We start from the raw sequence: 22,151 nt of genomic DNA on the forward strand, positions 1-22,151 counted from the left end.
CTTTATGAGGATGCCAGGAAAGCTAATCCGAGCCGTTGGAGCACTCGGACACGCAACTGGAAACTAGCTGATGCGGTGTATTTAAACCCAGAGCGCCCTAACTTTAAGGGCTCAACTGGCTAACAACGATTGGAACAAGGCGACAGGTGCCTTGACACGCACCGCGCTTGTAAAAAAGTGAGTCGCCGTAAGGGCGAAACCATAAGCCGCCGTTACCGAAGAAACGGATATGTACACAGTCAACCCAAAACCTGGTCGGCCCAAAGGCCGCCAAGTCCAAAGCCTCAAACCCGAGCCTGACTCTTACTCCAATCCGTCAACAAACTATAAGCAACAGCCAAAAGCGTAGGCCCAATAAACAACCCGATAAACCCAAACGCAATCAAGCCGCCAAACACCCCAAGCAACACAATCACCAACGGCAGATTCCCACCCCGGCTGATCAGATACGGCTTGAGCACGTTATCCACGCCACTGATGATGAACGTCCCCCAGATCCCGAGAAACACCGCCATCCCGTACTCGCCCTTCCAGGCCAGCCATGCCGTGGCCGGAATCCACACCAGCGGTGGCCCCATCGGAATCAGACTGAGCAGAAACGTCACGATCCCCAGCACCAGCGCCCCCGGCACCCCGGCAATCAGGAACCCGATCAGCGCCAGCACCGCTTGCGCCGCCGCTGTACCAATCACCCCGTTGACCACCCGTTGCACGGTACCGGCCACCAGATCGATGTAGTACCCGGCCCGGTCACCGATCAGGCGTTCCAGCAGACTGTGCACGAATGCCGCCAGGCGCGGCCCGTCGCGGTAGAAAAAGAACACGAAGACAATGCTCAGGGTCAGCTCGAGAATCCCGCTGCCGATCTGCGCACTGCGCGCCAGCAACCAGTTGCCGACCTGCCCCAGATAGGGTTTGACCGTCACCATCAGCGCCGCGCCCTGCTGATCGATGCTGTTCCAGATCCCCACCAGCCGTTCGCCCACCAAAGGCACGCCACCCAGCCAGCTCGGTGCCTCGGGCAGCCCGTCGACCTGCACATCCTTGATGAACGCCGTGGCATCACGCACGTGATCGGCCAGGTTAAAGCCGAGCCACACCAGCGGCCCCGCTACCAGCAACATCCAGCCCATGGTCAGAACCAGGGCCGCCAGCGATTCCCGGCCATTGAGCCAGCGGGTCAGCAAACGCATCAGCGGCCAACTGGCGAACGCCAGCACCGCGCCCCAGAACAGCGCCGACCAGAACGGCGCCATCACCCAGAAACTGGCACCAAACAGCACCAGCAACAGGATCTGCACCAGCAGACGATCATTATTGGGCATGTGAAATCTCGAAAAAAATCAGTCAGGCAAAGAGTAGGCGAACACGTCGAGCGTGTCCGCCAAAGACACCTTATCGCAACAGATCGATGCGCAGACCTTCGCCGTCGACACTGCCGGTTTCCATTCGCGCGGCGCGCACGCCCTGCCCGATCAGCGCCTGCCGCCAGGCCTCGGCTTTCGGCCCGGACACTGTCACCCGCAAGGTGGTGTCGAGGTTCAGTCCACGGGACAGCAAGCGCAGCCAGGTGTCATCCGGATCGCCGGCGAGCTTGGGAAAGTCCAGTTCGCCGGTGCTTTTCAGCTCCCGCAGCAGCGTGGCCGAAGTCGGCAGCAAGTCACCGAGCGGGGCCAGCGCCTCGAACTGTTCAACGTGCAGATAGGCTTTGCGATTGCCGCGGGTGATGCTGTACAGCGCCACCAGCGTGTTGTCGCGCGGGGCCGCGAGCCTCAGCAGCAGATAGGCCTGCTGCTCGTCGGCACCGTACAGCTTGGCGTTGCCGAACACCTCGTTGGCCCACAGGCTGCTCTCGCCGCAATCCCGGGCCTGGCACCAGAACAACAGCTGGGCCTCCTGCTTTTGCAGGGCTTCGCGGGCAAGGGTAAAGGCTTCGGTGGCGGAATGCTCCGGCGGTAATTCATAGGTCACCGAGGTGGTTTGCCCCCGGGCGCTGACCTGGCCGTCGAAACGCAATTGACCGCTGATCTTGCGGATCGAGCCGAGCGGGTAGATCCGCTCCAGCTCCACGGCGGGGCGATAGTCGACGATCTGCGCATCGGCCACACGCGGCACAATCGGCAGATCCTGACTGCCCGGCAGATCGGCAGCGATTAGAAAGGGACTGAAACAGCACAGCACCAGCAGACTGATAGATCGCATGGACAGGCTCATCGCAGGGACATGGCCTGGATGCCTTGGGGGCAGTTCGAAGTCGCAGCGGTGTAGAAATCCATCTTGGTTGTCTCCCATTTCAACCCGCCCAGCCTCGACAGTTGCCGGGAGCAAGTCAAGGAATGGCGAAGAACCGATTGAAACAGTCTGCGACAAGCTCGGCCCCGGCCTCATCGTTCAGGTGCAGATGGTGCCCGCCCGGCAGCTGTTCCCAGGCAAAGGGTAGACGTTCCAGCAGCTCGGGATGTTTGGCCAGCATGCCATCGGCGGCGACCACCAATTGTGCGGGGCAGGCAATGCGCTGCACGAACGCCATCGCCTGTTCCTGGGTCAGACGCAGCGGCGAAGGCAAAGTCAGGCGGTTGTCGGTGCGCCAGGTGTACCCACCGGGCACCGGCATCAGTCCGCGTTGCGCCAGCAGTTCGGCGGCTTCGCGACTGACCGCCACCAGCCCTTTCATCCGCGCTTCGATCGCCCGGTCGAGGGTGATGTAGACCGGTTTGCGCTTTTCCCGAAGATCGAGCTGCGCCTGTAAGGCCATGCCCATGCGCTCGGCGGCATTTTCGCCTTTGTCGGTAGGAGGAATAACCCCGTCGATCAACGCCAGATGGGTGATGCGTTCGGGCAACGACCCGGCCAACACCAGCGAAACAATGGCGCCCATGGAATGCCCGAGCAACCCGAAACGTTTCCAGCCCAGTTGCTCGGCAACCTGCAGCACGTCATGGGCGTAGTCCCACAGCGCGTAACCGGCGCCGTTCGGACGGTGCCCGGAATGCCCGTGACCGGCCATGTCCAGCGCCACGATGCGCAAGCCTTTGAGCTTCGGCGCCAGTCGGGCGAAGCTGTTGGCGTTGTCCAGCCAGCCATGCAGGGCGATTACCGGCACCCCGTCTTCCGGGCCGAACAGGTGCGCCGCCAGTTCGATATGCGGCAGGCTCAGGCGCACTTCTTCGACGGCCGGGTTCATGCGCAGTCCTTGTCTTGCCGGCGTTCCCAGCGATTGAACAGGTTTTTCAGTAATTGTGCGGTGTCCTGCGGACGCTCAAGCGGAAACATGTGCCCGCCGGGCACGGTCAGCGACTCGCCCTGAGGCAGGCGTGCGACAAATCGGGTGTGGTGGTTCATCACCACGCGGCTCTTGTGTCCACGTACCACCGCCAGCGGCACTTTCAATTGCCGGGTATGCGCAGGACTGGTGTGCGGCACGCCGCGATAGATGCTGATCTCGGTCGCAGGATCGAAGCGCAGGCGCAGCTTGTCGCCGACCTTGTGCAGACCGTGCTGCAAGTAGGCATCGAAACATTCCGGATCAAAGCTGCGGAACAGGGTCTTGCCAGCGAAATAACCACGGGCACTGTCCAGATCGGCAAATTCTTCGCGCCGTCCCAGCGTGCGGCCGGCCGGGGTCAGTTTGTCGATGAAACCAAAACGCTTGGCGGCCCGGATCACCCATTGATCGGTGCGGGTCAGCACCGGCGAGTCGAGCATCACCACGCCCCGATACAGTTCAGGGCAACGCAGCGCGGCGTGCAAATGCAGCATGCCGCCGAAGGAATGGCCCACGCCCCACACCGGCTCGTCTTGCTGTTGAAGATGATGGATGAGTTCATCGACCAGGTGATACCAGTTATCACCTGCCGGGAAACGCGGGTCATGGGCATGTTGTTCCAGATGCGCGACCCGGTACTCGGGCGCCAGCGCCGCGAACAGTTTGCCGTAGGTACCCGAAGGGAAACCGTTGGCGTGGGCGAAGAAGATCGGTTGCGACATACCGGCAAATCCAAGAGCGGAAAACAGGCGTTGATTGTCCGTAAGACCACGTCCTACAGCAATGACCGTAACTGCCAGGAATGATGACAGTCCGGTCAGGGCTATGACGCTGCGGCCATTAACGCGCTGGCGGTTGTTCTCCCAGCGGCACCACCGCCATGGTCAGGCGCGACACACAACTGGCCTTGCCTTCATCGCTGGTCAGGCGGATATCCCAGACGTGGGTGGTGCGGCCGATGTGGATCGGTTTGGCCACCGCCGTCACTCGTCCGCTGCGCAGGCCGCGCAAGTGGTTGGCGTTGATTTCCAGGCCCACGCAATAGAACTTGCTGGCGTCGATGCACAGGTAACTGGCCATCGAGCCGACCGTCTCGGCCAGCACCACCGAGGCTCCGCCGTGCAACAGGCCGTAAGGCTGATGGGTGCGATGGTCGATGACCATGCTGGCCGTCAGCGATTCCTCGTCGAAGGCCTCGAAGCGGATGTCCAGCACTTCGCCGATGGTGTTTTTCTGGATTGCGTTCAACTGCTCGATGTTCGGAGTGGTGCGCCACAAGGTCATCGCTGGCTTCCTTTGTTGTTTTGATCGACGCTCAATCCTGCCACAGCACCGCCTCGCTGCGCTCGCTCCATTCTTCGAAACGTGCTCCGTAGGTGTCTTCGATGATGTTGCGTTTGATCTTCAAGGTCGGCGTGAGGAAGCCGTTCTCCACTGCCCAACTGTCCTTGACCACCACCAGCCGGCGCAGGCGCTCGTGCTTGTCGAGGACGGCGTTGACCTCCTCCAGCAGTTTTTCCAGGCTCGAATGCAGCGGTGCGCGGGGCTCTTCCCGGCCCACCGCCGAGAGCACGCACAATCCCAGCGGCGCACTCAGGCCATCGCCGACCACGCAGACCTGTTCGATCCGCGAATGCACCGCCAGACGGTTTTCGATCGGCGCCGGGGCGACGTATTTGCCCTTGCTGGTCTTGAAGATTTCCTTGAGCCGCCCGGTCAGGCGCAAACGCCCTTCGGCGTCCTGTTCGCCCTTGTCGCCGGTGCGCAGGAAGCCATCTTCGGTGAGGGTCTCGGCGGTTTTCTGCGGTTCCTTGAAATAGCCGAGCATGTTCGCCTGGCTGCGCACCTGCACTTCGCCGGACTCGTCGATCCGCACTTCCACGTCAGGACACGGCCGGCCGATCCAGCCTTCCTTGTATTGCCCCGGCAGGCAGATGTGCGAATAACCGCAGCTTTCGGTCATGCCGTAGACCTCCAGCACGTCGAGCCCGAGTTTCTGATACCAGCGCAATAAGGTCAGCGGCACCGGCGCCGCACCGGACAGCGCCACGCGCAAGGCATCCAGACCCAATCCGGCCAGGACCTTGTGGCCGATCCGTCGGCCGATAAAAGGCAGACCGAGCAGCAAATCCAGGCGTTTCGCCGGGATCTTGCTGTAGACGCCCATCTGGAACTTGGTCCAGATCCGCGGCACACCGAACATCGCCGTCGGCCGTGCCCGCTTGAGATCGGCAAGAAAGGTGTCGAGGCTTTCGGCGAAAAACACCGTCTGCCCGGTATAGATCGACGCCAGCTCGACGAACATCCGCTCGGCGACATGACACAGCGGCAGATACGAAAGCAGCCGGTCGTTCTCATTGAGGCCGAACAGCTGCGTACCGCGCGTCGTCGCGAAGCCGAGGTTGGCAAAACTGTGCATCACGCCCTTGGGCAGGCCGGTGGTGCCGGAGGTGTAAATGATGGTCGCCAGTTGCTCGGCGGCGGGTCGCGGGTCGTCCTGGATCGGTGAGCTGCGCTGCAAATCATCCCAGTTGAAATCGAACGTGCCCGGCGGATGCAGCGGCAGGCTGACGGTGGTCAGGCCGGCCGGTATGCCCGCTGACATGCCCGGCCAGTCATCGAGTTTGCCGATGAACGCCAGCACGCTTTCCGAGTGGGTCAGCACCTGATTCACCGATTCGGCGGTGAGGTTCGGATAGAGCGGCACCGAAACGTGCCCGGCCATCCAGATCGCCAGGTCGGCGATGATCCAGTGCGCGCAATTTTTCGAGATCAGGGCGATGTGGCTGCCTGGCGGCCACTCCCGGGAGCGCAGCCAGTGCGCCGCGCAGCGAGCCTGATGGCCGACGTCGGCCCAGGTCAGTGTCTCGACCTGCCCGCCGCCGATCGGCTGCACCAGAAAACGCTGACGCGGGTGCCGGGCCTCGCGTTCGTAAAACACGTCCAGCGGCAAACGGAAGGCGGAAGACATTCGACTCGCTCCTGTTTTTTGGTCTGGAGCAAGCGTAGTCAACCAAGCAAGTGCTTGGTTGACTATTTCATACAAAAAATTTCAGGGATGTTTAAGGCTGTTGAGCGTCATCGAGCCGATCAGCAACTCGCTGTGTTCGAGCTCGGCCAGCCCGGCGGTGCTGACTTTTTCCGGTGGGTAGCCCGCACCGTGTTGCAGGTAGCTGAGCAGATTGCCCACCAGCGGATTGTGGCTGACCAGCAGCACGTTGCTCACCGACACCAGTTGCTCGGCCACGCGGTCCGGGTCAACTTCCGGGGTCAACCACTCGACTGTACGGATTTCCGGCTCGAAGCCGAGCGCCTCGCGCACCAGTTGCGCCGTCTGCTGCGCCCGCAGGTACGGGCTGGCGTAGATGGCAGTCAGCGGCTGGCCCATCAAACGGGCTGCGCTGCTCAACACTTCCTTGCGACCGTGGGCGGTCAGTTCCCGCTCGGAGTCGGGGCGCGAGCCATAGGGCTCGGCCTCACCGTGACGCAATACCCAGAGTTTCATAGCTTGGGTTCCTCATCCCGGGCCGGATGCGGTGCCGGCGCAACAACGTGTGGCGCTTCACCTTCCGGCGTACGCGGCGCCGGCCAGTCGGCGAACGGCCAGGGTTTCTGGTCGCTGTGGAAGCTGCCGAAACGGCCGATCTGCGCCAGAAACTGGCTCAGGCTGTCGCCGAAATTCATCAGGCTGGCGCTCGGGGCGCCATAGAACAAACGATAGATCAACTGCACCAGCACCACCGCGCCGAGGATGAACTGCGCCACCTGCCAGACCAGGATGTAAACAATCATCCACAACACCCGCAGGAGGATGGATTCATATTTGGCTTCGGTTTTCGGATCGTTCATGGCCTGCTCCCTGCTGAATCAGTTGAAACCACTGGTGGAAATAAAGTCGACATCGGTTTTCGGTTCGGCACGCATCAGCAGACCGATCACCTGCTCAAGCGTGCGCCCTTCGAACAGGATTGCATGCAATCCGGCGACCAGCGGCATGTACACGCCAACCTCCTGAGCCTTGGCCTTGAGCACTTTCAGGGTGTTGACGCCTTCGGCCACTTCACCCAGGCGCGACACCGCTTCGTCGAGGCTCAAACCCTGACCGAGGGCGAAACCGACCTGGTAGTTGCGGCTTTTCGGCGACGAGCAGGTGACGATCAGGTCGCCGACACCGGCCAGACCGAGGAAGGTCATAGGGTTGGCGCCCTGATTCACCGCAAACCGGGTCATTTCGGCCAGCGCCCGGGTAATCAGCATGCTCTTGGTGTTCTCGCCCATTTCCAGCGCCACCGCCATGCCGGCGATGATCGCGTAAACGTTTTTCAGCGCCCCGCCCAGCTCGACGCCGAAACGGTCGGCGCTGGCGTAGACGCGGAAAGTGCGGCCATGCAATGCGGCCTGCACGGCTTTGCAGAGTTCTTCGTCTTCGCTGGCGACCACGGTGGCGGTCAGTGCGTGCTCGGCGATTTCCCGCGCCAGGTTCGGCCCGGACAGCACGCCGATACGCGCCTGCGGGGCGATCTCTTCGAGGATCTGGCTCATCAGTTTGAAGGTGTGGGCTTCGATGCCCTTGGTCAGGCTGACCAGCATCTTGCCGCTCAGGCGTTCGGCGTGCGCTGCCAACACCGTGCGCAGCGCGCTGGACGGCAACGCGACGAAACACAAATCGCAGGCGTCGAGGGTTTCCTGCAGGTCGGTGACCGCAGTCACGCCCGGCAGAATCTTGATGCCTTTGAGGTAACGCGGGTTCTCGCGATTGACCCGGATGGCCTCGGCCTGCTCGGGGTCACGCATCCACTGCCGGACTTGATGGCCGTTCTCGGCCAACAGATTGGCCACGGCGGTACCGAAACTTCCGCCTCCCAGGACCGCAATCGGGCGCTGTTCAGTCATATGTAATCCGTTAATCCATACCAGTGGCGATGCCGGCATTATACGGAGCGTCCCCTTCTCGGACAGCCCCGGCGTCAATTACCCGCACTTGTAGGAAGAAGACCAATAAAACCGAGGAAAATGCCTGCAACGTGACTGGAAAAGTCGTCGACCTCGGTTAACATGCGCGCCAATTCTTTGCTATCAAGGCTGCGTCGTGTTTTCTGGCCCCCCTTCCCCGCGTTCGTCCCTGCTGCTGGCGCTGCTGTTCAGCCCGGTGCTGTTGGCGGACGACCTGTTTGTCGACAGTGAGGCCTTGCCGCAGATCCTGACCGCCACGCGCCTGAAACAGTCGCCGGCGGAAGTCCCGGGCAGCATGACCGTACTCGACAGCGAACTGATCAGCGCCAGCGGTGCCCGGGACATCAGTGAACTGCTGCGCCTGGTGCCAGGGATGATGGTCGGCAACATCAGCGGCAATCAGGCGGCGGTGAACTATCACGGGACCAACGCCAGCGAAGCCCGGCGCATGCAGGTGTTGATCGACGGCCGCTCGGTGTACCGCGCCGGTCTGGCGACCGTGGACTGGAGCGATATCCCGGTGGCCATGGAAGACATCGAGCGCATCGAAGTCTTTCGCGGCCCGAACACCGTCAGCTACGGCGCCAACGCGCTGATGGCGGTGATCAACATCATCACCCGCAACCCGGCGGACAGCCACGGCACACGACTGAAGCTGACCCGCGGCCAACGCGGCATCAATGATTTCTATGCCAGCCAGAGCACCGGCTGGAATGGCGGCGACCTGCGTCTGTCGCTGTCCGGCCAGGAGGACGACGGTTTCGACAGCGACCGCACCGGCGCCGACTACCGCGACAACCGCCGCTTGAACCGCTTCAACCTCGCGGTCAGCCAGACCCTGAGCGACAACCAGAGCCTGGACTGGCAGGTCAACGCCAAGGACGGGACCAATCAGCGGCCTTACACCTACCGCCCGGTGTTCTCCGGGATTACCGCTGCCGGGAACAATTCCGACGTGGTAGCCAAGGACTACGCCGGCTCGGTGCGCTGGAACCTCGACCTCAATCCCGATCACAGCCTTTACGTGCAAGGCTCGGCACAACACTGGGATCGCCAGCAGACCTGGCGCGCCTGTGACGCCGAAGTGTCGTTCAGCCCGCAATTGACCGAGCTGTGGCAACTTAACCCGAACTACACCGAGCGCCTGGCCCGCAACATGACCCTGTTCACCGGCCCCGGCGCCCCCGCCGGTACACCGCAGGAAATGACCCTGGCCAATCAGGTGCTGGATCAGTGGCGCAACGGCGCGCGCCAGACTCTGTGCGGTGACATCGACCAGAGTGCCCGGGAATCGCGCTACGACCTGGAGTTGCAGGACACCCTCAGCCTGTCCGATAGCCTGCGTCTGGTCAGCGGTCTGAACTATCGTTACGACCGTGCCGACTCCGAGACCTACTTCAACGGCACGCTGGACGACACCACCTGGCGCACCTTCGGCCAACTGGAATGGCGCGCCAGCGAACACTGGCTGTTGCAGGGCGGCGCCATGTTCGAAGACACGCAATTGATCGGCAGCTCGCTGACGCCCCGGTTTGCGGTCAACTACCTGTTCAATCCGCGGCACAGCCTGCGCGCGGTGTATTCGGAAGCCATCCGTTCGCCGGACATGTTCGAGAACAACGTCAACTGGAGTTATCAGGTGACCAACCTGCGGCCCGCCGCCTATGGCCAGTCTTCGGCCCGCTACTTCGTCAAGACCCGGGGCCCCGGCGATCTGGACCAGGAACACATGCGCTCGCGGGAACTGGGCTACAACGGCTTTTTCCCGGAATGGGGCCTGGCGCTGGACGTGAAGCTGTTCTACGACGAAATCACCGGGATGATCAGCGAGCCGCTGCGCAACAATCAGTACATCGCCAGCAACGCCAACGATTCGCGCTTTCGCGGCACAGAGACGCAAATGGACTGGCGCCTGAGTGCGGCCGACCGCTTGCGCCTGACCTACGCCTTCGTCGACGCCGAGGCGAGCAATCCGCTGGATCAGCAATTCACCGCGCGCAACAGCGGTTCGGCGGGCTGGCTGCGCGATTGGGGCCACGGCTGGAACAGCGCCCTCTTCTATTACGGTGACAACGCGCTCAACGGTTACCGCTTCGAGCGGGTCGACACGCGGATCGCCAAACGCATCGCCCTGGGCAAGGCCCAACTGCAACTGGCCGGCGTGCTGCAACAACGCCTCGACCATGAGCCGACCACCTTCGTCGACAACAATTACGACGAACGCCGCGTGGTGTATTTCAGCGCCGAGCTGGAGTTCTAGATGCGTTACGCCATGTCACGGAAGATGCCAACGCTCGGCCAATGGCTGGCCGGGCTCTGTCTGTTCCTGACAGCATGGCTGCATGGCGTGGCGGTGCAGGCGGCCGACATTCTGCTGACCGGCGCCGAGGAAAGCCCCGGTGTGCAGTCCTTCGTTCAGGCCCTGAGCGAACTGCGCCCCACCGACCGCGTGCATTTCCAGCCACTGGCCAGCCTGCCAGCACCGGGCAAGTTGCCATCGAGCCTGCGCCTGATCCTGCTCGATTTGCCGAGCCTCGACTGGCGCATGCAGGAAAGCCAAGGCCCCGCGACTTTGGTCCTGCGCATCAGCCGCTTGCAAGCCCGACAACGCTTCGGCGACGCGCAGCCACCCCACTTGAGCCTGCTGTGGGCCGATCCGCCGCTGAGTCGTCAGTTGCAACTGATCCGCCGGATTCTGCCCCAGGCCGGGCGCGTCGGCGTGCTGTTCGATCAGCACAGCGAGTTCCTGCTCAAGGAGCTGCAATCGGCCGCCCAGCCGCTGAATCTGCAAATCGTCCCGCAGCGCTGGGACAACACCCACGACAGCCGACCCTTGCAGACCGTGCTGAAAAACAGCGACGTGCTGCTGGGCCTCGACGACCCTGACCTGTACAACCCGAAAACCGCAAAAAACCTGTTGCTCAGCAGTTACTCTCGGCAACTGGCACTGGTCGGGCCGAATGTCTCGTTCGTTCGCGCCGGCAGCCTGGCCAGTACCTACAGCGATCAGAACGACTGGCTGGCCGTCCTCGACGAATTGCTGGACCGGCCACCGGCCACCTGGCCGCGCACGCTCTACCCCGGGCGTTTTAAAGTCTCAAGTAATGCGCAGGTGGCTCGTTCCTTAGGGATAGAACCGATCAATGAAGCGTCTGTCGCCGCAGAACTGGCCGAAGGAGAGCGCCGCCCATGATTTTCCGCCGTTGGGACATCAACACCCGCACTCAGTTGATCAGCCTGGGCCCTGCGCTGTTGCTGACCTTGCTGCTGATCAGCTTTTTCACCTTCGTGCGCATTCAGGATCTGCGTCAGGAGCTGAATCACACCGGCCAGTTGATCGCCAACCAGCTCGCACCGGCCACCGAATACGGGGTGATTTCCGGCAATAACGAAGTCCTGGAAAGCCTGCTCAAGGCCACGCTGGCCACGCCGAACGTGCGGTTTCTGGAAGTGCAGGACAGCGCCAACCGGATTCTGGCCTACGTCGAACAGCCGGCGGATGCGCACAATCGCCCGCATCAGGTCGAAGTGTTCCAGGCGCCGGTGCGGCTGCAACGCATCGCCCTGCACAACGATTTCTTTCAGGACGGCAAGAGCAGCCCCGGGGTGGCCAGCGAGGATTATCTGGGGCGGGTGATCGTCGGTCTGTCCAACGATGCCTTCAGTCAGCGCCAACAGGAGATCCTGCTCAAGGCCGGGATTCTGGCGTTGTTCGCCCTGCTCTTCACCTTTGTGCTGGCGCGGCGACTGGCCGGCAGCCTGTCGCAGCCGATCCGCGACATCGGCAATGCGGTCAAGGCGATTCAGGAGGGCGACTACAAGACCCCGCTGCCGATCGTCGATGACACCGAGCTGGGCGCACTGTCCCAGCACATCAACAACCTGGCCCAGGCACTGGAGCAGGCCAGCCGCGAACAGCATCAGGCGATGGCGCAACTGATCCAGACCCGCGAAGAGGCGGAAAAGGCCAACAACGCCAAATCGGATTTCCTGGCGATGATGAGCCATGAACTGCGCACCCCGATGAACGGCGTGCTGGGCATGCTGCAATTGCTGGAAACCACCGACATGACCGAGGAGCAGGTCGAGTACGCGGCGCTGGCTTCCGAGTCCACCGAGCACTTGCTCAAGGTGATCAACGACATTCTGGATTTCTCGCGCATCGAACGTTCGGAGCTGGAGCTGGAGCACATTCCGTTCAACCTCGCCGACCTGATCGGCGCCTGCGCCCATTCCTTCCAGCACAGCGCGGCGCAACGCGGGCTGGCCCTGCAGCTGCGGATCCCCGATGACATGCACGACTTGCAGGTACAGGGCGATCCGACGCGGATCCGGCAGATTCTGGTCAACCTGGTCGGCAATGCACTGAAGTTCACCGAGCAGGGGCGCGTCAGCATCGAGGCGCAATGGCAATCGCTGGATCACGAATTGCTGTGGTTCACCTGCGCGGTACGTGACAGTGGCATCGGCATTTCGCCGGAAAGCCTGGAGCTGATGTTCAACGCGTTCCAGCAGGCCGACAGCTCGATTTCCCGTCGATATGGCGGCACCGGTCTGGGCCTGCCGATTGCCCGCACGCTCGCTGAACGGATGGGCGGCACCTTGCGCGCCCAGAGTGAAGAAGGTCGCGGCTCGGTGTTCACCCTGGAAATACCACTGGCCCTATATAAGCAGACGCTGCCCGTGCTTGCCGCACCGCGCACATTGAACGGTGCAAGTCACGGCGAAGGCCGAAATGTGCTGCTGGTCGAGGACAACCCGGTCAACCAGACGGTGATCGAAGCGATGTTGCGCAGCCTGGGCTTTACCGTCAGCGTCGCCACCGATGGCGTGCAGGCGGTGCGCAGTGCCGGGGACAGCCGTTTCGAAGCGATTCTGATGGATTGCCGCTTGCCGCTGATCGACGGTTACGAAGCGACCCGGCGGATCCGGCAGCTGCCCGGCTGCGGCCAGGTGCCGATCATCGCCCTGACCGCCAATGCTTTACAGGGCGACCGGGAAAACTGCCTCGCGGCGGGGATGAACGATTACCTGGCCAAGCCATTCAAACGCAATGACCTGCAGCAGATTCTGCAGCGCTGGGTGCAGTAGAGAGGCCCTTTCGAGCATCTGCGACTGGCGTGAAAAGCGAAAGTGCGGCAGTCTTAGGCACCCGAACGGGCCTCAAAAGGGGCTTGATTAAAAATTTCAGTGCACAAGTGTACATTCATGTCCTTGGTGCTGTGACTTTCACCACAACGCAATAGTCTATGAGTAGGCTGCCGGTTCGAGGCATGAACGCGTCGATCGGCCGGGAAGATTTGCCCCACCTGCCGCATGGGATTATTGAGGAGCTCGCATGACCAAACAAAACGCCTTTACTCGGGAAGACCTGCTGCGCTGCAGTCGCGGTGAGCTGTTCGGCCCAGGTAACGCGCAACTGCCCGCCCCGAACATGCTGATGGTGGATCGCATCACCCTGATCAGCGAAGAAGGCGGCAAGTACGGCAAAGGTGAATTGGTCGCCGAGCTGGATATCAACCCTGACCTGTGGTTCTTCGCGTGCCACTTCGAAGGCGATCCGGTGATGCCGGGCTGCCTGGGTCTGGATGCCATGTGGCAATTGGTCGGCTTCTTCCTGGGCTGGCAAGGCCTGCCGGGCCGTGGCCGTGCGCTGGGTTCGGGCGAAGTGAAATTCTTCGGCCAGGTCCTGCCGACCGCCAAGAAAGTCACCTACAACATTCATATCAAGCGCGTCCTCAAGGGCAAGCTGAACCTGGCCATCGCGGACGGTTCGGTGACTGTCGACGGTCGCGAAATCTACACCGCCGAAGGCCTTCGCGTCGGCGTGTTCACCTCCACTGACAACTTCTAAGGGTTATTCGCATGCGCCGCGTCGTTATCACTGGTCTGGGCATCGTTTCGTGCCTGGGCAATGACAAAGAGACCGTCTCCGCTAACCTGCGTGCAAGCCGCCCTGGCATCCGGTTCAACCCGGAATACGCCGAAATGGGTCTGCGTAGCCAGGTTTCCGGCTCCATCGACCTCAACCTTGAAGAGCTGATCGATCGCAAGATCTATCGCTTCGTCGGCCACGCAGCGGCTTACGCCTACCTGGCCATGAAAGACGCCATCGCCGACTCCGGTCTGACCGAAGAGCAGGTGTCCAACCCGCGTACCGGCCTGATCGCAGGTTCCGGCGGCGCATCGACCCTGAACCAGATGGAAGCGCTGGACATCCTGCGCGAGAAAGGCGTCAAGCGCGTCGGCCCATACCGTGTAACGCGGACCATGAGCAGCACCGTTTCGGCTTGCCTGGCCACCCCGTTCAAGATCAAGGGTCTGAACTACTCCATCGCTTCTGCCTGCGCCACCAGTGCTCACTGCATCGGTACCGCCATGGAACAGATCCAGATGGGCAAGCAGGACATCGTGTTTGCCGGTGGCGGTGAAGAAGAGCACTGGAGCCAGTCGTTCCTGTTCGACGCGATGGGCGCCCTGTCCAGCAAGCGTAACGACACCCCGGAACAAGCTTCCCGCGCCTACGACGCCGACCGTGACGGTTTCGTCATCGCCGGTGGTGGCGGCATGGTGGTGGTTGAGGAGCTGGAACACGCTCTCGCCCGTGGCGCGAAGATCTACGCGGAAATCGTTGGCTACGGCGCGACTTCCGACGGCTACGACATGGTGGCTCCAAGCGGCGAAGGCGCGATCCGCTGCATGCAGCAGGCGCTGTCCACCGTCGACACCCCGATCGACTACCTGAACACCCACGGCACTTCGACTCCGGTCGGCGACGTCGCGGAAATGAAAGGTGTGCGCGAAGTGTTCGGCGACAAAGCCCCGGCCATCAGCTCCACCAAGAGCCTGTCGGGTCACTCCCTGGGCGCCGCCGGCGTTCACGAAGCGATCTACTGCATGCTGATGATGGAAGGCAACTTCATCGCCGGTTCCGCCAACATCGACGAACTGGACCCTGAAGTGGCCGATCTGCCGGTGCTGACCAAGACCCGCGAGAACGCCACCATCAACACCGTGATGAGCAACAGCTTCGGCTTCGGTGGCACCAACGCCACCCTCGTGCTGAAGCGCTGGGAAGGCAAGTAATTCCCTCCCGCTGAGCCGCACATGAAAACGCCCCGACTGGTTCGGGGCGTTTTTTTTCGCCAGCCATAAACACAACCTGCTGTGGGAGCGGGCTTGCTCGCGAAAGCGGTGGGTCAGTCGACAAAAATGTTGAATGTTAAATCGCATTCGCGAGCAAGCCCGCTCCCACAGGGTCGGTGTATTGCTTGAAAATCGCCGTCAGAAACATGAAGCTTTTGTCATGGAACTCAATGCCCTGCGACTGAATGTCGCGGTTTCTGCGGGCTCCAGCGCTGTTGCAGATTTCGCAAGAATACATTGCACGAATCGGGCGTTTACTTAGCAGGCTAACAAAATCTATAACAGAGTCCTGCACACGCCTTGCTGCAGATAACTTGAGATTTGGAGCTAGCAGATGACTGTAAAAGTAACTGAACGCGACGATTCACACATGTCCCATGAAGGCGTAGCCGCCGGCGTACGGATCTGGGATGTGCATCAACAAGACTTGCTGGTCGGCATGTTCCACAACGAGATCGACGCCCACAACTACAAGGCCGAACTGGAACTGCAGGAACAGCAGCGGGATCGGAAATCCGCCTGAAACAAAACCACAGCATTGAAAACGACAAACCCCGCCATGAGCGGGGTTTGTCGTTTTGGGGATTTCAGGGCCGCTTCGCAGCGCCCGGCGAGACCCGATTACCACATCAGATCATCAGGGATCACATAGGCCGCGTACGGATCGTCCTCGGCATTGACCTCTTCGACCTTCTCGTTGAGCTGGACGATGCGCTGTGGATCGCGCTCCTGAATCTTCAGGGCCGCCTCACGAGGAATCACTTCGTAACCGCCAGCGTGGTGCACGATCGCCAGCGAGCCGCTGCTGAGCTTGTTGCGCATCAGCGTGTTGACCGAGATGCGCTTGACCTTCTTGTCGTCGACGAAGTTGTAGTAGTCCTCGGTCGTCAGCTTCGGCAGACGCGAGACCTCGATCAACTGCTTGACCTGCGCGGCGCGGGCCTTGGCTTCCGCCTTCTCCTGCTGCTGGCGGTTCAGCTCCTGGTCGCGCTTGACCTTCTCGGCCATGGCTTCCTGGGCAGCACGCTGCTGGGAGTCGTCCAGTTCGATCTGACCTTTGTGGGCCAGGCGCTGTTGTTTCTGTTTGTCTTTGCTGACCTGCTTGGCCTGCTTTTGGTTGACCAGTCCTGCCTTGAGCAACTGGTCGCGAAGGGAAAGGCTCATTGATGCTTACTCACTTGGGCAACGGCTCAGCCACAGCTGGGCGAATTCTTTTCCTGACGTTTGGCTTCGCCCCACAGGGCGTCCAACTCTTCGAGGGTGCAATCTTCCATGGGGCGGTGGGTATCGCGCAATGCCTGTTCGATAAAACGGAAACGTCGTTCGAACTTGGCGTTGGCGCCACGCAATGCGGTTTCCGGATCGACCTTCAGGTGCCGGGCCAGATTGACCACCGAAAACAGCAGATCACCGATCTCGTCGGCCACCGCTTGCGGGTCATTTTCGGACATGGCTTCGAGCACTTCATCGAGCTCTTCACGGACCTTGTCCAGCACCGGCAAGGCATCCGGCCAGTCGAAACCGACCTGACCTGCGCGCTTCTGCAACTTGGCCGAGCGGGATAATGCCGGCAACGCAGCAGGCACATCGTCGAGCAGTGACAGTTGCTGCGGCTCGGTGGATTTCTCGGCGCGCTCCTCGGCCTTGATTTCCTCCCAGCGCTGCTTGACCTGCTCTTCACTCAGACGCGGCACGTCCAGCGACGCATACAGATCGCCAGTGGGGAACACATGCGGATGACGACGGATCAGTTTGCGGGTGATGCCGTCGACCACGCCGGCGAATTCGAATCGCCCTTCTTCCCGGGCCAACTGGCTGTAATACACCACCTGAAACAGCAGATCGCCCAACTCCCCCTGCAAGTGATCGAAGTCGCCGCGCTCGATGGCGTCGGCGACTTCGTAGGCCTCTTCAAGGGTGTGTGGAACGATGGTCGCGTAAGTCTGCCTGATATCCCACGGGCAACCATACTGCGGGTCACGCAGACGGTTCATCAGGTGCAGCAGGTCGTCAAGGCTGTAGGTCGGTTTCATGGAGTCCGGTTACGCCGCGTTTCGATAATGTTCGGCAACTGGGAAATCCGCCCCAGCAATCGCCCCAGCGCGTCCAGACCCGGAATCTCGATGGTCAGGGACATCAGCGCGGTGTTGTCTTCCTTGTTCGAGCGGGTGTTGACCGCCAGCACGTTGATCCGCTCGTTGAGCAGCACCTGCGAGACGTCACGCAGCAGACCGGAACGGTCGTAGGCGCGGATGACGATGTCCACCGGATAGGTGAGCACCGGCACCGGGCCCCAACTGACCTGGATGATCCGCTCCGGCTCGCGCCCGGCCAGTTGCAACACCGAGGCGCAATCCTGGCGGTGAATGCTCACGCCACGGCCCTGGGTGATGTAACCGACGATCGCATCGCCCGGCAACGGCTGGCAGCAGCCGGCCATCTGGGTCATCAGGTTGCCGACGCCCTGGATCTGAATGTCGCCGCGCTTGCCCGGTTTGTAGCCGGTGGCCTTGCGCGGAATCAGCTCCAACTGTTCGTTGCCGCGTTCAGGCTCGACCAGTTGTTGCGCCAGATTGACCAGTTGCGCCAGACGCAGGTCGCCGGCACCGAGGGCGGCGAACATGTCTTCGGCGGTTTTCATGTTGGCCTTGTCGGCCAGCTTGTCAAAATCCACCGCTGGCAGGCCGAGGCGATTGAGCTCGCGCTCGAGCAGGGTCTTGCCCGCCGCGACGTTCTGGTCGCGCGCCTGCAACTTGAACCAGTGCACGATCTTCGCCCGCGCCCGGGACGTGGTGACGTAGCCCAGGTTCGGGTTCAGCCAGTCGCGGCTCGGAGTGCCGTGCTTGCTGGTGATGATCTCGACCTGTTCACCGGTCTGCAGGCTGTAGTTGAGCGGAACGATGCGCCCGTTGATCTTCGCGCCACGGCAGTTGTGGCCGATTTCGGTGTGTACGCGGTAGGCGAAGTCCAGCGGCGTCGCGCCCTTCGGCAAGTCGATGGCGTGACCGTCCGGGGTGAAGATGTAGACCCGGTCCGGCTCGATATCGACCCGCAGCTGTTCGGCGAGACCACCGATGTCGCCCAACTCCTCGTGCCACTCGAGGACCTGACGCAGCCAGGAGATTTTCTCTTCGTAGTGATTGGAGCCGGACTTGACGTCGGTGCCCTTGTAGCGCCAGTGCGCGCAGACACCGAGTTCGGCCTCTTCGTGCATCGAATGGGTCCGTATCTGGACTTCCAGCACCTTGCCTTCCGGGCCGATTACCGCCGTGTGCAGCGAGCGGTAGCCGTTCTCTTTCGGGTTGGCGATGTAGTCGTCGAACTCTTTCGGGATGTGCCGCCACAGGGTGTGGACGATACCGAGCGCGGTGTAGCAGTCGCGCATTTCCGGCACCAGCACGCGCACCGCACGCACGTCGTAGATCTGGCTGAACTCCAGACCCTTGCGCTGCATTTTGCGCCAGATCGAATAGATGTGTTTGGCCCGGCCGCTGATGTCGGCTTCGACGCCGGTGGCCTGCAGTTCGTCCTTGAGCTGGGTCATCACGTCGGCGATGAAACGCTCGCGGTCGAGCCGCCGCTCATGCAGCAGCTTGGCAATCTGTTTGTATTGATCGGGCTCCAGGTAACGGAAGGACAGGTCCTCCAGTTCCCATTTGATATGACCGATGCCGAGTCGATGCGCGAGCGGCGCATAGATGTCGAACACTTCCCGAGCGACCCGGTTACGTTTTTCGTCGTCGGCGGTTTTCACCGCGCGGATCGCACAGGTGCGTTCGGCGAGCTTGATCAGCGCGACACGCACGTCGTCGACCATCGCCACCAGCATCTTGCGCAGGTTTTCCACCTGGCCCTGAGTGCCAAGCACCATCGACTGGCGCGGGCTGAGGCTGGCACTGATCGCCGCCATGCGCAGCACGCCGTCGATCAGCTTGGCGACCACCGGGCCGAAGCGCTGGCTGACCGCTGCGAGTTCAATCTGGCCTTCGCGTACGCCGCGATACAGAACCGCGGCAACCAGCGAATCCTGATCGAGCTTGAGGTCGGCGAGGATCTCGGCGATCTCAAGGCCCGTGCTGAAACTGCCGCTGCCTTCGGACCAGAGATTCTTCGCGGCATTGGATTGCTGCTCGGCCTGGCGAGCGTACTCGCAGGCCTCTTTCAAGGCTTCGCGATCCAGTGCCAGATCGACACTGACCGCGTGATCGAGCCAAGCCTCGAGATTGATACTGCCGTCAGTGTTGATCGGCTGGTGTGCTCTCACCTGTACCATCTTGCTTTACCTTCCCTACGACGCAGATTCAATGCGTCAAATCACTGACCGTCAATGCCCGTTCGCGCTCGCGGGGCCAAGGCGAGCGCTACGGACGACCAGTCGGATCAGACGAGCCATCCTGGCTCGCTTCAAATAACGCCATGGCCTCGACATGTGCCGTCTGAGGAAACATATCGAGAATCCCGGCACGTTTTAACCGGTAGCCCTGCTTGATCAATTCGACCGTATCGCGCGCCAGAGTTGCAGGGTTGCACGACACGTACACCAACCGTTTGGCGCCCAAGGCCGCCAGCTTGCGCACCACCTCGAAAGCACCGTCGCGCGGTGGGTCCAAGAGTACCGCAGAAAAGCCGTTTCCGATCCACTGGGCATCGGTCAAAGGCTGGGATAAATCGGCCTGAAAAAACTTTGTGTTATGCAAATTGTTGCTAGCGGCATTGGCCGCCGCGCGATCGACCATGGTCTGCACGCCTTCGACCGCCACCACTTCACGCGCGGCTTTTGCCAGCGGCAAGGCAAAGTTGCCCAGACCGCAAAACAGGTCGAGCACGCGCTCATCGCTCGTCGGTTTCAACCAGTCCAGCGCCTGGGCGACCATGGCCTCGTTGACCCCGGCGTTGACCTGGATGAAATCTCCCGGCCGATAGGCCAGTTGCAGGTCCCATTGTTCCAGGCGGTAACCGAGCGACTGTGCATCATCCACCGGCTGCGGTTCGCCTTCGCCATGCAGCCAGAGCTGCGCTTCATGGAATGCGCAGAAATCCTTGAGGATCGTCAGGTCGGCCTCGGACAGCGGCGCCATGTGACGCAGCAGGACGGCGAGTGACGAGCCGCTGAACAGTTCGACATGCCCCAGCGCCTGAGGCTTGCTCAAGCGCCGCAGCATCTCCGGCAAGCGGGTCATGATCGGCTGCAAGGGCTGTACCAGCACCGGGCATTCGCTGATCGCGACGATGTCCTGACTGCCGGCGGCACGGAAACCGACTTCAAGCTGTTTGGCCTTGCTGTCCCAGCGCACGGCGATCCGGGCGCGACGACGGTAGCCGAATTCGGGACCGGTCAACGGCGCCGCCCACTCCTCGGGCTCGGCACCGGCGACTCGCGACAACTGCTCGGCGAGCATGCGCTGTTTCAGGGCAAGCTGTTCGTTGTGGGGCAGATGCTGAACGCTGCAACCACCGCAACGTCCGGCATGCTGACAAGGTGCGGGACGACGCAATTGACTGGCGCTGAACACGCGCTCGGTACGCGCCTCGACCACTTTGCCGTGGGCGCCGAGCACCCGCGCTTCGACCTCCTCACCCGCCAGAGCGCCGAGGACGAACCAGGTTTTGCCTTCAAAAAACGCGATGCCGCGACCGTCATTGGCCAGGCGCTCGATGCTCAGGCGCTGTTTTTTGCCGGTCGGGATTGGCGCGGCCTTGCTGCCGCCGGTGGGCTGGAAGCGCAGGCCTCTCTCATGCTTGGCCATCAGTTGGGCGCGTCGAAAATGCCGGTCGACAGGTAACGGTCGCCACGGTCGCAGATGATCGCGACGATCACCGCGTTTTCAATTTCTTTGGACAGGCGCAGCATCGCTGCCACCGCACCGCCCGAGGACACGCCACAGAAGATGCCTTCTTCGCGGGCCAGACGCCGGGTGACGTCCTCGGCTTCGCTTTGCGCCATGTCGACGATGCGGTCAACGCGGTCGGCCTGGTAGATCTTCGGCAGGTATTCCTGCGGCCAGCGGCGGATGCCGGGAATGGCCGAACCTTCCATCGGTTGCAGGCCGACGATCTGCACGTTGTCGTTCTGCTCCTTGAGGTAGCGCGACACGCCCATGATGGTGCCGGTGGTGCCCATGGAGCTGACGAAATGAGTGATGGAGCCTTGGGTCTGACGCCAGATTTCCGGGCCGGTGGTGGTGTAGTGCGCTTCAGGATTGTCGCCGTTGGCGAACTGATCCAGCACCTTGCCACGGCCTTCGGCTTCCATCCGCTGGGCGAGATCGCGAGCGCCTTCCATGCCCTCTTCCTGGCTGACCAGAATCAGCTGCGCGCCGTAAGCGGTCATCGCCGCCTTACGCTCGGCGCTGGAGTTGTCCGGCATGATCAGGATCATCTTGTAACCCTTGATCGCGGCGGCCATCGCCAGGGCGATCCCGGTGTTGCCCGAGGTCGCTTCGATCAGCGTATCGCCTTCGTGGATCTGCCCGCGCAACTCGGCACGGGTGATCATCGACAGCGCCGGACGATCCTTGACCGAACCCGCCGGGTTGTTCCCTTCGAGCTTGAGCAAAAGGGTGTTGCTGGTGACACCGGGCAGGCGCTGCAAACGCACCAGCGGCGTGTTGCCGACGCAATCGGCGATGGTTGGGTACTGCAAGGTCATGGCGTTTTTCGCAATCCGGACAGCGGGGGCGCCTATCATACCGGCAAACCTGCGCAGGCCATATCACGCAAAGTGTGGTGCTTATGGTTTCTTGGAATAAGCAATAAAAGTCGCGCCAGTGGTGCGACTTTTAAATAG

At 61.7% G+C, this 22,151-nt stretch carries 20 protein-coding genes; 6 read left to right on the forward strand and 14 right to left on the reverse strand.

Annotated features, from left to right (window positions below; genetic code table 11):
* Nucleotides 1-284: 284 nt before the first annotated feature.
* The 9 genes from CAG25_RS05275 to CAG25_RS05315 all read right to left on the reverse strand — a co-directional run bounded on the left by CAG25_RS05275 (nucleotide 285) and on the right by CAG25_RS05315 (nucleotide 8,158).
* Nucleotides 285-1,325: an AI-2E family transporter gene (locus CAG25_RS05275; protein WP_039772850.1), complete on the reverse strand. Its 1,041-nt coding sequence runs from the start codon at nucleotides 1,323-1,325 to the stop codon at nucleotides 285-287.
* 70 nt (nucleotides 1,326-1,395) lie between these two features.
* A complete protein-coding gene (locus tag CAG25_RS05280; RefSeq protein WP_085610692.1) occupies nucleotides 1,396-2,202 on the reverse strand; it encodes a DUF4892 domain-containing protein in 807 nt (268 codons plus the stop codon).
* A 127-nt stretch (nucleotides 2,203-2,329) separates the two neighbouring features.
* Nucleotides 2,330-3,184, reverse strand: a complete 855-nt coding sequence (locus CAG25_RS05285) for an alpha/beta hydrolase (RefSeq protein WP_085610693.1) — start codon at nucleotides 3,182-3,184, stop codon at nucleotides 2,330-2,332.
* Entirely contained in the window at nucleotides 3,181-3,987 is an 807-nt protein-coding gene (locus tag CAG25_RS05290) for an alpha/beta fold hydrolase (protein WP_085610694.1), read from the reverse strand. Before CAG25_RS05290 ends, CAG25_RS05285 begins: the two co-directional genes overlap by 4 nt.
* A 118-nt stretch (nucleotides 3,988-4,105) precedes the next feature.
* Nucleotides 4,106-4,549, reverse strand: coding sequence for a hotdog fold thioesterase (locus CAG25_RS05295; protein ID WP_085610695.1), 444 nt, complete (start codon nucleotides 4,547-4,549; stop codon nucleotides 4,106-4,108).
* 31 nt (nucleotides 4,550-4,580) lie between these two features.
* Nucleotides 4,581-6,236 carry an AMP-binding protein gene (locus tag CAG25_RS05300; RefSeq protein ID WP_085610696.1) on the reverse strand — a complete coding sequence of 552 codons (1,656 nt, stop codon included), beginning with the start codon at nucleotides 6,234-6,236 and terminating at the stop codon, nucleotides 4,581-4,583.
* 81 nt (nucleotides 6,237-6,317) lie between these two features.
* On the reverse strand, nucleotides 6,318-6,770 hold the full coding sequence (sixA, locus tag CAG25_RS05305) for a phosphohistidine phosphatase SixA (protein WP_007957806.1): 453 nt from the start codon (nucleotides 6,768-6,770) through the stop codon (nucleotides 6,318-6,320).
* Entirely contained in the window at nucleotides 6,767-7,114 is a 348-nt protein-coding gene (locus tag CAG25_RS05310; RefSeq protein WP_039772859.1) for a DUF4389 domain-containing protein, read from the reverse strand. Before CAG25_RS05310 ends, sixA begins: the two co-directional genes overlap by 4 nt.
* 18 nt (nucleotides 7,115-7,132) lie before the next feature.
* Nucleotides 7,133-8,158, reverse strand: a complete 1,026-nt coding sequence (locus CAG25_RS05315; RefSeq protein WP_085610697.1) for an NAD(P)H-dependent glycerol-3-phosphate dehydrogenase — start codon at nucleotides 8,156-8,158, stop codon at nucleotides 7,133-7,135.
* A gap of 196 nt (nucleotides 8,159-8,354) precedes the next feature.
* Between CAG25_RS05315 and CAG25_RS05320 the strand changes: the two genes are divergently transcribed.
* The 6 genes from CAG25_RS05320 to CAG25_RS05345 all read left to right on the forward strand — a co-directional run bounded on the left by CAG25_RS05320 (nucleotide 8,355) and on the right by CAG25_RS05345 (nucleotide 15,887).
* The gene (locus CAG25_RS05320) at nucleotides 8,355-10,478 is read left to right on the forward strand and encodes a TonB-dependent siderophore receptor (RefSeq protein ID WP_085610698.1); all 2,124 of its coding nucleotides are present in this window, start codon (nucleotides 8,355-8,357) and stop codon (nucleotides 10,476-10,478) included.
* A complete protein-coding gene (locus tag CAG25_RS05325; protein ID WP_064598631.1) occupies nucleotides 10,479-11,411 on the forward strand; it encodes a hypothetical protein in 933 nt (310 codons plus the stop codon). It abuts the gene before it with no gap.
* Complete coding sequence (locus CAG25_RS05330; RefSeq protein WP_085610699.1) at nucleotides 11,408-13,309, forward strand: ATP-binding protein; 1,902 nt, start codon at nucleotides 11,408-11,410, stop codon at nucleotides 13,307-13,309. Before CAG25_RS05325 ends, CAG25_RS05330 begins: the two co-directional genes overlap by 4 nt.
* Before the next feature lie 247 nt (nucleotides 13,310-13,556).
* Nucleotides 13,557-14,072, forward strand: coding sequence for a 3-hydroxyacyl-[acyl-carrier-protein] dehydratase FabA (gene fabA, locus CAG25_RS05335; RefSeq protein WP_003227150.1), 516 nt, complete (start codon nucleotides 13,557-13,559; stop codon nucleotides 14,070-14,072).
* A gap of 11 nt (nucleotides 14,073-14,083) precedes the next feature.
* The gene (gene fabB / locus CAG25_RS05340; protein ID WP_007957797.1) at nucleotides 14,084-15,304 is read left to right on the forward strand and encodes a beta-ketoacyl-ACP synthase I; all 1,221 of its coding nucleotides are present in this window, start codon (nucleotides 14,084-14,086) and stop codon (nucleotides 15,302-15,304) included.
* A gap of 394 nt (nucleotides 15,305-15,698) precedes the next feature.
* On the forward strand, nucleotides 15,699-15,887 hold the full coding sequence (locus CAG25_RS05345; protein WP_039772867.1) for a hypothetical protein: 189 nt from the start codon (nucleotides 15,699-15,701) through the stop codon (nucleotides 15,885-15,887).
* A 98-nt stretch (nucleotides 15,888-15,985) separates the two neighbouring features.
* On the opposite strand, the gene CAG25_RS05350 is transcribed toward CAG25_RS05345, so the two are convergent.
* From CAG25_RS05350 to cysM, 5 genes are all read right to left on the reverse strand, one after another.
* A complete protein-coding gene (locus CAG25_RS05350; protein WP_011335479.1) occupies nucleotides 15,986-16,528 on the reverse strand; it encodes a DUF2058 domain-containing protein in 543 nt (180 codons plus the stop codon).
* 26 nt (nucleotides 16,529-16,554) lie between these two features.
* The gene (gene mazG / locus CAG25_RS05355; RefSeq protein ID WP_085610700.1) at nucleotides 16,555-17,397 is read right to left on the reverse strand and encodes a nucleoside triphosphate pyrophosphohydrolase; all 843 of its coding nucleotides are present in this window, start codon (nucleotides 17,395-17,397) and stop codon (nucleotides 16,555-16,557) included.
* Nucleotides 17,394-19,637 carry a GTP diphosphokinase gene (relA, locus tag CAG25_RS05360; protein ID WP_007957789.1) on the reverse strand — a complete coding sequence of 748 codons (2,244 nt, stop codon included), beginning with the start codon at nucleotides 19,635-19,637 and terminating at the stop codon, nucleotides 17,394-17,396. The genes mazG and relA overlap by 4 nt, the downstream gene beginning before the upstream one ends.
* An 88-nt stretch (nucleotides 19,638-19,725) precedes the next feature.
* Nucleotides 19,726-21,111, reverse strand: a complete 1,386-nt coding sequence (gene rlmD / locus CAG25_RS05365; RefSeq protein ID WP_085610701.1) for a 23S rRNA (uracil(1939)-C(5))-methyltransferase RlmD — start codon at nucleotides 21,109-21,111, stop codon at nucleotides 19,726-19,728.
* Nucleotides 21,111-22,013: a cysteine synthase CysM gene (gene cysM, locus CAG25_RS05370; protein ID WP_085610702.1), complete on the reverse strand. Its 903-nt coding sequence runs from the start codon at nucleotides 22,011-22,013 to the stop codon at nucleotides 21,111-21,113. Before cysM ends, rlmD begins: the two co-directional genes overlap by 1 nt.
* Nucleotides 22,014-22,151: the final 138 nt, after the last annotated feature.

The sequence above is a fragment of the Pseudomonas sp. B16(2017) genome (assembly GCF_002113205.1).
In the GTDB taxonomy this organism is placed as follows: Bacteria; Pseudomonadota; Gammaproteobacteria; order Pseudomonadales; family Pseudomonadaceae; genus Aquipseudomonas; species Aquipseudomonas pharyngis.